Annotated in this window: 13 protein-coding genes and 2 pseudogenes; 12 read left to right on the top strand and 3 right to left on the bottom strand. The window is 71.7% G+C overall.

From position 1 onward, the window contains the following. The 5 genes and pseudogenes from AOK15_RS20655 to nudC form a co-directional block, all read left to right on the top strand. On the top strand, window positions 1-926 hold a 926-nt coding region (locus AOK15_RS20655), incomplete at its 5' end, for an NADase-type glycan-binding domain-containing protein (protein WP_420876933.1). A gap of 112 nt (window positions 927-1,038) precedes the next feature. Then, the gene (locus AOK15_RS47050; protein ID WP_240508517.1) at window positions 1,039-2,211 is read left to right on the top strand and encodes a hypothetical protein; all 1,173 of its coding nucleotides are present in this window, start codon (window positions 1,039-1,041) and stop codon (window positions 2,209-2,211) included. A 45-nt stretch (window positions 2,212-2,256) separates the two neighbouring features. Beyond that, window positions 2,257-3,240, top strand: a complete 984-nt coding sequence (locus AOK15_RS47045; RefSeq protein WP_240508516.1) for an McrB family protein — start codon at window positions 2,257-2,259, stop codon at window positions 3,238-3,240. After that, window positions 3,237-4,058, top strand: a pseudogene (locus tag AOK15_RS47040) (5-methylcytosine restriction system specificity protein McrC); the annotation flags it as partial. The gene AOK15_RS47045 and the pseudogene AOK15_RS47040, both read left to right, overlap by 4 nt. A gap of 27 nt (window positions 4,059-4,085) precedes the next feature. After that, window positions 4,086-4,970 (top strand): annotated as a pseudogene (gene nudC / locus AOK15_RS47035) (NAD(+) diphosphatase); the annotation flags it as partial. 28 nt (window positions 4,971-4,998) lie between these two features. Here the strand turns inward: nudC and AOK15_RS20640 are convergent. Then, window positions 4,999-5,241 carry a mycoredoxin gene (locus tag AOK15_RS20640; RefSeq protein WP_055519018.1) on the bottom strand — a complete coding sequence of 81 codons (243 nt, stop codon included), beginning with the start codon at window positions 5,239-5,241 and terminating at the stop codon, window positions 4,999-5,001. A 230-nt stretch (window positions 5,242-5,471) separates the two neighbouring features. Between AOK15_RS20640 and AOK15_RS20635 the strand changes: the two genes are divergently transcribed. From AOK15_RS20635 to AOK15_RS20615, 5 genes are all read left to right on the top strand, one after another. Next, complete coding sequence (locus AOK15_RS20635; RefSeq protein WP_055519016.1) at window positions 5,472-7,697, top strand: ATP-dependent DNA helicase UvrD2; 2,226 nt, start codon at window positions 5,472-5,474, stop codon at window positions 7,695-7,697. A 163-nt stretch (window positions 7,698-7,860) separates the two neighbouring features. Continuing rightward, on the top strand, window positions 7,861-8,184 hold the full coding sequence (locus AOK15_RS42390; RefSeq protein ID WP_079058597.1) for a hypothetical protein: 324 nt from the start codon (window positions 7,861-7,863) through the stop codon (window positions 8,182-8,184). Window positions 8,185-8,359: 175 nt separating this feature from the next. After that, window positions 8,360-8,728, top strand: a complete 369-nt coding sequence (locus AOK15_RS20625) for a WhiB family transcriptional regulator (RefSeq protein ID WP_055519011.1) — start codon at window positions 8,360-8,362, stop codon at window positions 8,726-8,728. Further along, window positions 8,725-9,048, top strand: coding sequence for a hypothetical protein (locus tag AOK15_RS20620; RefSeq protein WP_055519010.1), 324 nt, complete (start codon window positions 8,725-8,727; stop codon window positions 9,046-9,048). Before AOK15_RS20625 ends, AOK15_RS20620 begins: the two co-directional genes overlap by 4 nt. Window positions 9,049-9,204: 156 nt before the next feature. Beyond that, on the top strand, window positions 9,205-9,414 hold the full coding sequence (locus AOK15_RS20615; protein WP_055519008.1) for a hypothetical protein: 210 nt from the start codon (window positions 9,205-9,207) through the stop codon (window positions 9,412-9,414). Window positions 9,415-9,502: 88 nt separating this feature from the next. On the opposite strand, the gene AOK15_RS20610 is transcribed toward AOK15_RS20615, so the two are convergent. Further along, entirely contained in the window at window positions 9,503-10,855 is a 1,353-nt protein-coding gene (locus AOK15_RS20610) for an ABC1 kinase family protein (RefSeq protein WP_055519005.1), read from the bottom strand. Beyond that, window positions 10,848-12,113, bottom strand: coding sequence for a TOMM precursor leader peptide-binding protein (locus AOK15_RS20605; RefSeq protein WP_055519020.1), 1,266 nt, complete (start codon window positions 12,111-12,113; stop codon window positions 10,848-10,850). The genes AOK15_RS20610 and AOK15_RS20605 overlap by 8 nt, the downstream gene beginning before the upstream one ends. Window positions 12,114-12,331: 218 nt before the next feature. On the opposite strand from AOK15_RS20605, the gene AOK15_RS20600 reads away from it, so the two are divergent. Next, window positions 12,332-12,928 carry a M48 metallopeptidase family protein gene (locus AOK15_RS20600; RefSeq protein ID WP_079058596.1) on the top strand — a complete coding sequence of 199 codons (597 nt, stop codon included), beginning with the start codon at window positions 12,332-12,334 and terminating at the stop codon, window positions 12,926-12,928. Between the two features lie 233 nt (window positions 12,929-13,161). After that, window positions 13,162-13,751 (top strand): TerD family protein (locus AOK15_RS20595; RefSeq protein WP_167738836.1); only part of this gene is annotated, 590 nt, incomplete at its 3' end.

Genomic DNA, 13,751 nt, shown 5'->3' with positions numbered 1-13,751 from the left:
CACCTTCACCGGCGCCCTCCCCCTCACCCACGGCCTCCGACCGAGCGCGCTCCCTGCTCGTCCCGGTGGCCGATCCGGCGCCCCGGCCCGCCGCGGAGCCTGCCGTCGCGCCCGTGCTGCCGGGGCGGCCGGCCGCGCAGCGGCCCCAGGTGCGGGCCCCCGGCCCGGAGACCGGCGCCGTGGGCGGTGTGCCGTGCCCCTGGTGCGCGACCCCCAACCGGCCCGACCGGCACTTCTGCGGGCGTTGCGCCATGCCGATGGCGGGCCGCGCGGAGGTCCCGGGCCGGCAGCCCTGGTGGCGGCGGATGCTCAACCCCGGTGGCGGGGAGGCCCCGTGGGCGGGTGACCGCCCCCGGCTGCGGCGCGGCTTCGGCCGGGTCCTCAACTGGGTCGTCGGCGCCCTGGTGCTCGCCCTGATCGTCACCCTCGCGTTCCGTGCCGACGACGCCGTCCAGGCGACCCGTGACCACTTCGCCAAGCGCGCCCCGATCGGCCCGGACCGGGTGAAGGCGTCCCGCTCGTACCCCGGCCACGGCGCGCGGCTCGCCTTCGACCAGCTGAACAACACCTGGTGGGGGCCGGGTGTCACCCAGACCGGCGAAGGGGAGTGGCTGGAGGCCCGGTTCGACCATCCGACGCGGCTGCTGGACGTGGTCATCACGCCCGGTGTCTCGACCAAGGTGGACCAGCTCTCGCAGTCGGCCCGCCCGCACCGCATCGAGGCCGTGATCACCGCCGCCGACGGTGCGAAGAGCACCAGGATCATCAACCTGGACCAGGGGGCCGGCGGCCAGCGCCGCTCGTTCCGCGTCGGCGAGGTCACCGCGGTCCGCTTCGTCCTGCGCTCCGCCTACGGCGCCGACGCCAAGAAGCAGGTGTCGATCGCCGAGATCGAGTTCTTCGGCCGTTCCAACAGCAACACCTGATCCACCGACCGGGCGGCCCCGCACCCCGTCGCGGGTGCCGCCCGGCTCGTGACCCCGTGCACGCGGCCTTCTACGCTGGACACTTCGAATGCGCGGAGGGCGGGGTGGGACCGTGGCGAGACGACCGGACGGCGTCGAGGTCGTGGCGGCGGTGCGGCGGGTGTTCCGGGACGGGTTGCTGACCGGGAAGTCCGCGTTCGCACCGGAGTCGGCGGCCTGGACCGCCGCCACCGCCACCGATCTGCGGGCCCGTTTCGTGGATCGGCCCGACGAGTCGTCGGACACCTTCGTGGTCAAACTGAGCCGTCAGCTCGCCGGTGCCCCCGCGGAGACGATCGTCCTCGCCGCCGAGCTGCTGTTCGTGAACATGGCCCCGCTGGTGCCGGAACAGATCGGTGTCGCGAAGAAGCTGCAGCTCATCCGCGAGGTGCTGTCCTGGGCCGAGCCGGACGTACCCGACTTCCTGCGCCACCTCGCCGTACCCCCCGGACTGGAGTCCGCCCTGAAGGGCTTCCTCCACGGCGGTCAGGGCTTCCTCAACTACCGCTGGGCCCAGTTCCAGATCCTGGTCCTCCTCGTGGAGCGGCTGGCCGGGCCGCCACGCCCCGAGCGCGAGGCCCTCCTCGACGATCCGTGGCGTTTTCGCGACCTCTGCTTCGCCGTCCAGGACTCGGTGGGCCACAAGAAGGGCCGCGCCCAGATCCACGTCCTCCTGCACGCCCTGTTCCCGGACACCTTCCAGCCCATCGCCAGCGCCCACCACAAGCACGAGATCGTCAAGGCGTTCGCGGACGAGATCCCCGGCCGTCCCACCGGCGACGACGACAAGGACCTGCTGGCGCTGAGCACGTTCCTCGCGGAACGGGACGGCACCCCCGTCGACTTCTACGACGAGCCCTGGGTCGGCCGCTGGCGCAAGGGCGCCGTCGAGCACGAGCAGCGCGGCTGGCTGGTCCGTGGATACAACGTGGACGGGCACGACTTCATCCCGGCCTGGGTCCGCGACGGCTACTGCTCCGTCTCCTGGCGGGAGGTCCCGGAGATCCCCGCGGGCTCCCCCAAACAGCAGGTGCAGCAGGCCGTCGCCGAGGCCCTGCCCGAGGCCAGCGCGCAGCTGCGGTGGGCGGCCGCCTACCAGCTGCACGTCTTCCTGACCGTGATGCGGGAGGGCGACCTGGTCGTCACGGTCACCCCGGACGAGGTGCACGTCGGCACGGTCCTGGGCCCCGCGACGTACGACGCCTCCGACGGCCTCGACAACGCCCGCCGCCGGCCCGTGCGCTGAGCCACCGCCGAACGGCCCCTCGTCCGCGCCGACCTCCCGGAGAAGGTGCAGGCCCGGCTGCCACTGCCGCCGACGGTGTACGACATCAGCAGCGTGGCCGCCGAACTGGCGGAGCGCGCCGGCCTGGAGGACCAGGTCGACACGGGCCTCGAAAGCGTCGACGTCACCAAGCCGCTCGAACTGCCCGCCGTGACACGGGAACTGGCCGACGAGCTGCTCATGCCCCTGGAGTGGTTGCGGGAGACCGCCGAACAGCTCCAGGAGCAGCGCCAGCTGGTCCTGCACGGCCCGCCCGGCACCGGCAAGACCCATCTGGCGCGCGCCCTGGCCAGGCATCTGGCGGGCCCGGACCGCGTGCAGCTCATCCAGTTCCACCCCTCCTATACCTACGAGGACTTCTTCGAGGGGTTCCGTCCTGTGCGGGGCGAGGGCGGCTCGGTGGTGTTCGACGTGGTGCCGGGCCCGTTCAAGCTGCTGGCCGAGCGGGCGCGCAACGACCCGGCCAACCCGTACGTGCTGGTCGTCGACGAGATCAACCGGGCCAACCTGGCGAAGGTGTTCGGCGAGCTGTACTTCCTGCTGGAGTACCGGGAGGAGCCGGTCACCACCCAGTACAGCCCGCACGACCCGTTCCATCTGCCGGGCAATCTGTTCCTCGTCGGCACGATGAACACCGCCGACCGTTCGATCGCGCTGGTCGACGCGGCGATGCGCCGCCGCTTCGCCTTCCGCCGGCTCTCCCCGGAGCAGCCGCCGGTCCAGGGGCTGCTGGGCCGCTGGCTGCGGGCGCGCGGCCTGCCGGACATCGCGGCCAGGCTGCTGGACGAGCTGAACGTCCGCCTCGGCGACGCCGACCGCGCCATCGGCCCCTCGTACCTGATGAAGCCCGGCGCGGCCCACGAGAAGGGCCTCGACCTCGTCTGGCGGACACAGATCCTGCCGCTGCTGGAGGACCAGCTGTACGGCACGGGCGTGGACATCGAGGCGGAGTACGGGCTGCACGCCCTGCGCGCGGCGCTCGAACCGTGAGCCCCCTGACGCTGTCCGTCGACGAGACCGGCCCCGGCGCCGTGTGCGAGCTGACCGGGGACCAGGTCGCCGGGCTGCTCTCCGTACCCGGTCTGGTCCGGCTCTCCCCGGCGGCTGGGGGCCGCTGGCGGGTGGCCGGGAACCAGACCGTCGGCCTGGTGCGGCTGCGGACCCCGGCCGGCGACACGATCGATCTGCGGCTGCGCCCCAAACTGCCCGTGCGGGACCTGCTGTTCCTGCTCTCCCACGCGCCCGGCGACCCCTGGCGGCCCGACCCGGTCACCGCGGCCGCCGCAGACGACGACGCGCTGCCGGCGCTCGCGGCCCTCCTCGCCCGCACCACCCGCCGCACCCTGGAGTCGGGGGTCCTGCACGGCTACCGCACCGTCGACGAGGACCTCCCCCTGGTCCGGGGCCGTATCCGCACCGGTGACCAGTTGCGCCGGGTCGGTCTGCCCCTGCCCGTCGCCGTCCGCTACGACGACCACACCCCCGACATCGCCGAGAACCGCGTCCTCCTCGCGGCCCTGCACCGGGCCGCCCGACTGCCGGGCCTGCCGGCCCCGACCCGGCTCACCCTGCGCCATCTGGCCGACCGCCTCCACGGCGTCCGCCTCCTCCGGCCGGGCGCCCCGCTCCCCCGCTGGACCCCGACCCGCCTCAACGCCCGTTACGCCCCGGCCCTGCGGCTGGCCGAGCTCCTCCTCGCCGGGCGCTCGATCCGGCCGGAGGGCGGCCCGCCGGTCACCGCCGACGGCTTCCTGCTGGACATGGCGCAGGTCTTCGAACGGTTCGTGGCCGCGACGGTCCGCGCCGCGCTCGCCCGGCACGGCGTCCGCTGCGCCGACCAGGAGACCCACCACCGCCTCGACGAGGCCTGGCTCGCGGCGGCCTGGAGCCACCCCACCACCCGCTGCTTCGTGGTCTCCGGCGGTCAGGTCCTCATCGACGAGACGCCCGACGGCACCACCGAACTCGTCATGACCCCGTCCTTCGAGGCACCGCTCACCGAGGCGCACCGCTACTTCCTCGGCACCGACGCCGAGGGTGTGAGCTACTTCGCACTGCAGAAGGACTCGCTGCCCGGACGCATGGACCAGTCCGCCCGCCCGGCCGGCCTGCGTGAGGCGGGCATGCTGCTGTCGCCGCGCGACACCGGACTCATGGTGCACGCGGTCGGTCTGGAGAACTGGCAGCGCACCCACCGCTTCTGCTCCCGCTGCGGCGAGCGCACGGTCATCGCGGCGGCCGGTCACATCCGCCGCTGCCCGGCCTGCGGCGGAGAGCACTACCCGCGGACCGACCCCGCGGTGATCATGGGTGTCACGGACGAGGACGACCGCCTCCTCCTCGGCCGCCAGGTGCACTGGCCCGAGGGCCGCTTCTCGACCCTCGCCGGCTTCGTGGAGCCCGGTGAGTCCATCGAGCAGGCCGTGCGCCGGGAGGTCCACGAGGAGGTCGGCATCACCGTCGGCCGGGTCGAGTACGTCGCCAGCCAGCCGTGGCCCTTCCCCTCCAGCCTCATGCTCGGTTTCATGGCCCGCGCCACCTCCACCGACATCGACGTGGACGGCGACGAGATCCACGAGGCGCGCTGGTTCTCCCGGGAAGAGCTGCGGGCCGCGTTCGAGTCCGGGGAGGTGCTGGCTCCCTACGGCATCTCGATCGCGGCCCGGCTGATCGAACTCTGGTACGGCAAGCCCCTGCCGACCCGGGGGCACACCGGCTAGGGGCGCGACCGGGCGGGGGCTCGCGCGGCTACGCGCCTATCTTCTGCTTGACCTGCGCCAGCGAGGGGTTGGTGAGGGTCGAACCGTCCGGGAAGAGGACGGTGGGAACGGTCTGGTTCCCGCCGTTCGCCTTCTCCACGAACGCCGCGGACTCCGGGTCCTGCTCGATGTTGATCTCGGTGTACGTGATGCCCTCGCGGTCCATCTGGCTCTTCAGCCGACGGCAGTAGCCGCACCACGTGGTGCTGTACATCGTCACAGTGCCCGCCATGTCCCTGGCGCTCCTTCACGGTATGAGGGGTGCTCGTAGCAGTGAGTGGAACGTACGCGACTGGCCCGCCATTCCCCGCGGCAGGGTGGCGTCCACCACCACGCTTCGCCGCGCCTGCGCGCCCGGACGCTCGGGGCGTAAGAGGGGCGCCTGCCGCATTAGTACGACTGCGGGGGTCTGCCTGTGGACAACCGGCTCAGCCGTCTCCGGCGACCTGGCAGCATGGCCATGTGACAGCAGCAACGCACTCCACCCTCTTCCCGCGGGTCCCTGACTCGGCCGACGCGGTGCTCGAAGGGCTCGACCCCGAGCAGCGCGCGGTGGCCACCGCCCTGCACGGGCCGGTGTGCGTCCTGGCGGGAGCCGGCACGGGCAAGACCCGCGCCATCACCCACCGCATCGCCTACGGCGTGCGGGCGGGGATGCTCCAGCCCGCCAGTGTGCTCGCCGTCACCTTCACCGCCCGCGCCGCCGGGGAGATGCGTGGCCGTCTCCGCCAGCTCGGTGCCGTCGGCGTCCAAGCCCGCACCTTCCACTCCGCGGCCCTGCGCCAGCTCCAGTACTTCTGGCCGAAGGCCGTGGGCGGTGGGATGCCCAGGATCGTCGACCGCAAGATCCCGCTCGTCGCCGACGCGGCGGCCGCCTGCCGCATCCGTCTCGATCGCAACGAACTGCGCGACGCCGCCGCCGAGATCGAGTGGTCCAAGGTCACCCAGACCGTCCCCGCCGACTACGCCGCCGCAGCCGCCGAGCACGGCCGGGAGACCCCCCGCGACCCGGCTGAGATCGCCCAGATCTACTCCACCTACGAGGACCTCAAGCGCGAGCGCGCCGTCATCGACTTCGAGGACGTCCTCCTGCTCACCGTCGGCATCCTCCAGGACCGGCACGACATCGCCGAGCAGGTCCGCTCCCAGTACCAGCACTTCGTGGTCGACGAGTACCAGGACGTCAGCCCTCTCCAGCAACGCCTCCTGGAACTGTGGCTCGGCGACCGGGACGACCTGTGCGTCGTCGGCGACGCCAGCCAGACGATCTATTCGTTCACAGGCGCAACACCCGACCATCTGCTCGATTTCCGCCTCCGTCACCCCGGGGCCACCGTCGTCAAGCTCGTCCGCGACTACCGTTCCACCCCTCAGGTCGTCCACCTCGCCAACGGCCTCCTCGCCCAGGCCCGCGGCCGCGCCGCCGACCACCGCCTGGAGCTGATCTCGCAACGGCCCCCGGGCGCCGAACCCCGCTACACCGAGTACACGGACGAGCCCGCCGAGGCGGAGGGCGCCGCCCGCCGCATCCGCGACCTCATCGGCTCCGGGGTCCCGGCGAGCGAGATCGCCGTCCTGTTCCGCACGAACTCCCAGTCCGAGACCTACGAGCAGGCCCTCGCGGACGCAGGGGTTCCCTATCAGCTACGCGGCGCCGAGCGGTTCTTCGACCGCCCGGAGGTGCGCAAGGCGTGGTCCGCCCTGCGAGCCGCGGCCCGGTTCGGCGGCAACGACAGCCTCCTGGAGGACGCCGTCGACCTTCCCTCGCAGGTACGGGCCGTGCTGTCCGGCGAGGGCTGGACCGGCGCACCCCCGGCCGGCTCCGGAGCGGTCAGGGAACGCTGGGAGTCACTGGCCGCCCTGGTGAACCTGGCGCAGGACTTCGCCGCGGCCAGGCCCGACGCCACCCTCGGCGACCTCGTCGCGGAACTGGACGAGCGGGCCAACGCCCAGCACGCCCCGACCGTCCAGGGCGTCACCCTCGCTTCCCTGCACTCCGCGAAGGGCCTGGAGTGGGACGTCGTCTTCCTGGTCGGCGTCGCCGAGGGCATGATGCCGATCACCTACGCCAGAACGGACGAGCAGATCGAGGAGGAGAGACGACTCCTCTATGTGGGTGTCACCCGCGCCCGGCAGCAGCTCTCCGTCTCCTGGGCCCTGTCCCGCTCACCCGGCAGCCGCCCGAACCGGCGCCCCAGCCGGTTCCTCGACGGTCTGCGCCCCGGCTCGACCGCCCCCGGGGGCCGCTCCGGCGCGACCGCGTCCGGTGGGGTCGAGCAGGGCTCGGCCGGCCACCGAACGGCGTCCCTCGCGGTCGGCGGGGGCAGCGTGCCGGTCGCGCGCCGTACCAGCCGGACCCCGGCCCGCTGCCGGGTCTGCGGCCGCAGCCTGCGCGAGGCGGGCGAGATGAAGCTGATGCGCTGCGAGGACTGCCCCTCCGACATGGACGAGGGTCTCTACGAGCGGCTCCGCGAGTGGCGGGCCGTCCAGGCCCGGCGCAGCGGGCAGCCCGACTTCTGCGTCTTCACCGACCGAACCCTGATGGCGATCGCGGAAGCGGGGCCGAGCACTCCGGTGGAACTGGGTCGCATCCCTGGCGTCATCGCCCGTAAGCTCCAGCGGTACGGCGCCGATGTTCTCGACATCTGCGCAGGTCGGGAGCCCCTGGCCGAGGACGAGAGCGACTGATACGAACTCGTCGAAAAAATAGTTTGCGCATGCCCCAGCAATCCCCATAGGTTCTTAGGCACGGGAACAGCGGCCTTCTCCAAGGCCCTGGTTTCGTGGTGTACTTCATATCCGTCGGATTGGCTCACGCCGATCCCGTAGACGCCGAGAGGAGGCGAGTCCAGTGATCAGCATCAACACCAGCTTCATCAGCCCGGTCAAAATGACCGATCGCTCGGCCGTCTCCACGTGCATGCTCGGCGTCTCGAACCTGGGCACCGGTCTGTCCGCCCTCCGTGGCGGCCGTCCGGCGTCCTCCGTGTCTCCTGCGGGCCTTCCCGTCCGTGAGCGCAATGAGCGACCGACCAAGGCACTGGAAGCAGCAGTAGAGGCACAGGCGCAGGCCTATGCCTTTGCGGCGGCCGGTGCCGGAAGCCGGAAGCAGACGACGCAGCACCACCTGATGTGGGCCTTCCGTGGGCCTGAACCCTGGAGTGATCCAGCCTGATCGACGATCAGGCCGGCGCCTTCAGGGCCGCGGAACCCCATCCGGGATCCGCGGCCCTTCTGTTTGTCCCCGACCGGGGACTGCAGAGCGAAGGGGCCTCGGGACAAGAAAAGAACCCGGTACCAGCCGCCACCCGGCCCACCAGGCCGGAACGACCAGACGAGGAAGACGAACCGTGCAACTCGAAGCGCACGCCCCGTCCGTACCGCCTTCCGAAACGCTCCGCCCGCCCCGCATCACGGAGGACTCCACCTTGACCCCGCTCACTGCGCTCACCGCGCTCGACGACGCCATCGAGAACCTGGGTGTACCCGTCCCCTGCCGCTCCTACGACCCGGAGGTCTTCTTCGCCGAGTCGCCGGCCGACGTCGAGTACGCCAAGTCCCTCTGCCGCACCTGCCCGCTGATGGAGGCCTGCCTCGCCGGCGCCAAGGAGCGGCGTGAGCCCTGGGGCGTCTGGGGTGGAGAGCTCTTCGTCCAGGGTGTCGTCGTTGCCCGCAAGCGGCCTCGTGGTCGCCCGCGCAAGAACCCGGTCACGGCATGAACATCACCGGAACGATCGACCGCCCCCTCACGCACGACCCCAAGAAGCAGGCCCCGATGAAGCCGTCCACGAGCGAGCACGCAGGCTCCGCGATCCCAGACTTCACCACCACCGGCGCGAACGCCTCGCGTCAGAACAGGACCCGAGAAATGCATCTCATGCCAGAAGCCCTGGCTCGTGCGCATATGCGCGAGCGCCTGCACCAGGCCGAGCAGGAGAGCCGGGCCATGCGCCTGGCGGTCGCCCGCCGGATGCAGCGCCGGGCCGAGCGCGCCTCGATGCGTGCCCGCCGGGCGCTCGCCATGGCGGTCATGCAGTAGCCGCCACGCGGCCATCGGCATGAACCGGCTGGTTCAGGCACAGGCACCTCATCACCACCTCTGACGGTGGTTCCTCGCGGGGGCGGGTCCGAAGGGACCGGCCCCCGCGCTGCGTTGCGAGCGCGGATCCGCCGGGCACGGAGTTATCGTCGGCCGGTGACGAGTCTTTCCGGGGGCAACGACGACAGCGGATCCGCCGTGACACCGAAGACCCTCGTGTGCGCCCGCTGCGGGGCCACCACCGAGGCTCCCCAACCCCTGTGGACCTGTTCCGTGGAGAACGGCCGGCGGCACTACTTCTGCGAGACCTGCGCCCGGGAGAACCTTCGCGCGATCGAGGGTCGCCTGGACTCTGCCTGGTGGTGAGCCCGGAGCGGCGGGACGGAGGGCGGCGGGCCGAACCCGGCGGGGCGATATCGCCCCGCCGAGCCCGTGGGGTCGGCCGACGGCCGACTCACGCTCCTGTGGCCGACTCCGGCTCCTCGTCCGTCATGAAGCCCGGCAGCCACTCCTCCAGCTCGTCGCGCATACGGACCGTCGCACCCAGCTGACACAGCACACCGATGGTGCTCAGGGTGACCCGGTGGATGAGCAGATAGGACGGGGGCAGGTTCAGCTGCTTGCCCAGCTGGTGGGCGGGGGAGCGCGGGTCGGCTATACGGGCGGCCTGGCTGCGCATCCAGCCTCGGGCGAAGGCGAACTCGTCGGCCCGGGCCGGCTCGATGATGGGCAGCAGATAGTCGAGGACCGAATCGGGGTCCAGGTCGATCGACTCCTTGACGAAGCCCTCCGCGCACAACATCTCGTAGACGGCCTCGGCCTCCCCCTCGATGGTCAGACGCAGGGCGTCGCCGATCGGGGTGGGCAGGCCGCCCGGCAGCCGGTCCACCGTGCCGAAGTCGAGGACACCTAGGCGCCAGCCGGCCTTCTCGTCCGGCAGGAGACGGAAGTTCCCCGGGTGCGGGTCGGCGTGCAGGAGACCGGTGCGGGCCGGGCCCGAGAAGAGGAAGCGCGTCAGTAGCTGGCCAGCCCGGTCACGCTGCTCCTGGGAACCGTCGGTGATCACTTCCGAGAGGGGCGTGCCGTCCATCCACTCGGTCACGAGGACCTGGTCGCACTGGTGCACCACGGCCGGGACCACGACATCCGGGTCGTCGGCGAACTCCTCCGCGTGCGCCTGTTGGGCCTGCGCCTCCAGACCGTAGTCGAGCTCCTCCGAGACCCGGTCCCGTAGCTCCGCGATGAGGGGCTTGATGTCCATCCCCGGAATCAGCGGGCCCAGAAGGCGGGCGAACCGGCTGAGCTGCCCCAGGTCGGAGAGGAGGGCCTCGCCCGCGCCCGGATACTGCACCTTGACCGCGACCGCACGGCCGTCGTGCCACACCGCGCGGTGGACCTGCCCGATCGAGGCCGCGGCGGCCGGCTTGTCCTCGAATTCGAGGAACAGCTCCTGCCAGTCCTCGCCGATCCGCTCCCGCAGCACGGAGTGCACCGTGCGGGTCGGCATCGGCGGAGCCGCGTCCTGGAGCTTCGTGAGCGCGGCGCGGTAGGGGCCCGCGACCTCCTCGGGGAGCGCCGACTCGAAGACGGACAGGGCCTGCCCGAACTTCATGGCGCCGCCCTTCAACTCGCCCAGGACCTTGAACAGCTGCTCGGCGGTGCGCTGTTGCAGCTCACGGCCCACGAGCTCCGCCGACTCGCCGACGATCCGCTTGCCGAGGCCCCAGGTGGCCCGACCCGCGAAGCCGAGCGGGAGCGCGGCGAGCTTGGCGGTCCGGGTGACCGCCTTCCGGGGAAGATCAGACATGCGCCCTCCAAGTCCCAGCCGGCCGTGCCGCGTACGCCTTGCGGGACAACCTCGTTGACCGCTGATGCTTCGCCATTGTCTCGCGCCGTTCCCCGTCTTTTGGGGTGTGTTCCCCGTTACCTTTCTCGCTCGATCCATTCTGGGCCGCCCCGCAGGGGCAATCGGGATGCGACCAGACCGGGCGCGAGTGCCAGTCGAGCCCTGGCAGAGAGGCCTCCCAGCGGGCACCCGCGCTGGACGGTGTCTGCCCGTCGAGGAAGGACAGCGCGTGGCCCGCCGCCAGTGCCGCGACGGTGGTGGCGAGCGTCAGGTCGCAGGCCTCGACCTGGCGGGGGCGACCGGAGCGCCATTGCGCCACCAACCGAGGCCAGCTCTCGTCGCGGTCCGCGCGCCCCTGCTCCAGGCAGCCCGCACAACCCGTCTCCCCGGGCAGGACCAGAGGGCCCACGACAGCGGTGCCCTCCACTACGCCGGCGTACAGATGGGGTGTCCCGGAGGCGATGAGCGGCTCGGCTGCGGTGGGACCGGGGGCCTGGACGTCGACAGGGTCGCGTGGCGCGAGGATCACCAGGGAGAAGCCGGGCTCGTCGCGGAGGCGGTTCGCCGGCATGTCCTCGACCGGGTCCGCGGGAGGCCGGGTTCCGCAGCGGCGCCGAGGCGGTCGGCCGGGGGCCGCGTGGCGAGCGGCCCGGCGCGCCGCGACGTCCCTGCGCTCACCGATCGACTCGACCGGCAGACCGCCCGGTGCCACATCCCACGGCTCGACCCGCCCGACGTCCCGCACATCGACCTCGCCGACCCCTGCTCCCGACAGCAGGGAGGCGAGCACCGCACCCACCCGGCCCGCGCCCCGTACCTGCACTCTCTGTGAGCGACGGGCGGCCAGATGCCGCATGGCGTCGCCCGGGGCGGGGGTGATCAGGGAGAGCGTGGCGGCGTCGGGCCGCAGCCGGTCCAGGACCTCTGGCTTGCCGCGCAGGGCGTCCGCCGCCGGGCCGCCGCCAGTGGCGTCGTCCAGCAGGCCGGACGTGGCCAGCCGCTCCACCATCCCGTCCACATGACCGTCGGGCAGGCCCATGGAACGTCCCTCCTCGCGTAGGAGCGCCAGCCCGCGCGTCCCGTCGAGGAGGTCGAGGAAGCCGCCTGTCGTCGTGTCCATCGGCCCCAGGACCATGGCGTGCGCCGGTGCGAGACCGAACTGCACGGTGTTGAGATCCCGCCAACCGCGCCGGAGCGCGGGCTTCACCATCGGATGCATGATCGGCCCCCGTAGCCAGAAGAAGATCCCCATGAGTCGACGGGACGAATGCCCGGTCCGCCGACGAGTGCCAGCATGCACGGACCGCGACGATGCGTGTCGCGAGTTGTCCACAGGCGACGGCATTCGTCGTACAAATCAGGCGCTCGGAGTGCGGATCGATATCGAACCGCCCCGGAGGCGGGACTTCCCCCGTGTGCAGCGGGTAACGTCGGGGCGTGCCCGCCGACCCACTGCACCGCGCCGGAAAGCCACAGCGCAGCACGACGAGCCAGCCGCCAAGCGGCTCGGGGGCGAGCGCGATCGAGGTCCGCAGGAGCGCGCGACGGCGCAGAACGGTCTCCGCGTACCGAGAGGGCGATCGCACCGTCGTACTGATCCCCGCCCGGATGTCCGAGGCGGAGGAGCAACGCTGGGTGACCGTCATGCTCGACAAGCTGGCCGCGCAGGAAAGCAAACGGCTCCTCGGTGACACCGAGCTGGCCGAGCGCGCCGCCCGCCTGTCGGAGCAGTACTTCGGTGGGCGCGCGCGGCCCGCCTCGGTCCGCTGGGTCACCAACCAGAACACCCGCTGGGGCTCGTGCACCCCCGCCGAGGGCAGCATCCGGCTGTCGCACCGCTTGCAGGGCATGCCCGAGTACGTCGTCGACTACGTCCTCCTCCATGAACTCGCACACCTTCTGGTGCCAGGTCACGGGCCGCGTTTCTGGCGGCTCCTGGAGGCGTACCCGCGCACGGAGCGCGCTCGCGGATACCTCGAAGGGGTGGTCGCCGCCGACCGGCTGCCGCATCTCTCCGCCTCCGACGACGAGTGACGCCGCGCGCACGGGGTGCCCACGCGTGACATGACGCCTGACGTGAAGCCTGATGTGACGCGTGACGTGAAGTGCACTCCCCGCCCGCGTGGACGATTCCCGGCAGGGTGGCTCGAAGCCGCGCTTTTGTACCGGGTCTGTACCAGCCTCGTACGGTCTCGGACTTTGCGGTTAGCCTGGCGCGACGCACTCGCAGGCGCACTCACTTTCGGGATGGGGGACGGTCGTTACGCATGGCCAGGGAATTCCAACGCGGCCACAAGGCCAAGATCAGTGACCTCACCGCGGGCACAGATCTGTACGTAGGTGTACAGATCTCCGCCCCCGGACTGTCCTTCGACATCAGCTGCTTCGGGCTGGACGCCGACGAACGTCTCTCGGACGACCGCTATTTCGTCTTCTTCAACCAGCCGAAGACCCCCGAGGAGGCCATCCAGCTCCTGGGCTCCCAGGCGGGCGACACGGAGTCCTTCCGGATCACGCTCGACAAGATCCCGCCACAGATCCAGAAGCTGTCGTTCACGGCGACGATCGACGGCAATGGCCAGATGTCGCAGATCTCCCCCGGCTACCTCCGCATCGTCGCGGGCGGCGAGGAGGTGGCCCGGTACCCGTTCGACGGCTCGGAGTTCTCCACCGAGCGCGCCGTGATGCTGGGCGACTTCTATCTGAAGGACGTCTGGCGGTTCGCGGCCGTCGGCCAGGGCTTCGACGGCGGGCTCGACGCGCTGCTGAAGAACTTCGGCGGCGAGGTCGCCGAGGAGGAGCCGACCGCCCCGCCCCAGCAGCCACAGGCGGGCGCCGCCCCCGGCTTCGCCCCGCC

The sequence above is a fragment of the Streptomyces ossamyceticus genome, assembly GCF_001418475.1.
GTDB lineage: Bacteria > Actinomycetota > Actinomycetes > Streptomycetales > Streptomycetaceae > Streptomyces > Streptomyces ossamyceticus.
The sequence above is the reverse complement of the archived record's forward strand: the minus strand, read 5'-3'. Positions and strand labels throughout refer to the sequence as shown.

Coding starts and splice junctions, on each gene's coding strand:
- AOK15_RS20620 (WP_055519010.1), top strand. CDS start 8,725: ATGAACATCACCGGAACGATCGACCGCCCCCTCACGCACGACCCCAAG.
- AOK15_RS20640 (WP_055519018.1), bottom strand. CDS start 5,241: ATGGCGGGCACTGTGACGATGTACAGCACCACGTGGTGCGGCTACTGC.
- AOK15_RS20605 (WP_055519020.1), bottom strand. CDS start 12,113: ATGCATCCGATGGTGAAGCCCGCGCTCCGGCGCGGTTGGCGGGATCTC.
- AOK15_RS20610 (WP_055519005.1), bottom strand. CDS start 10,855: ATGTCTGATCTTCCCCGGAAGGCGGTCACCCGGACCGCCAAGCTCGCC.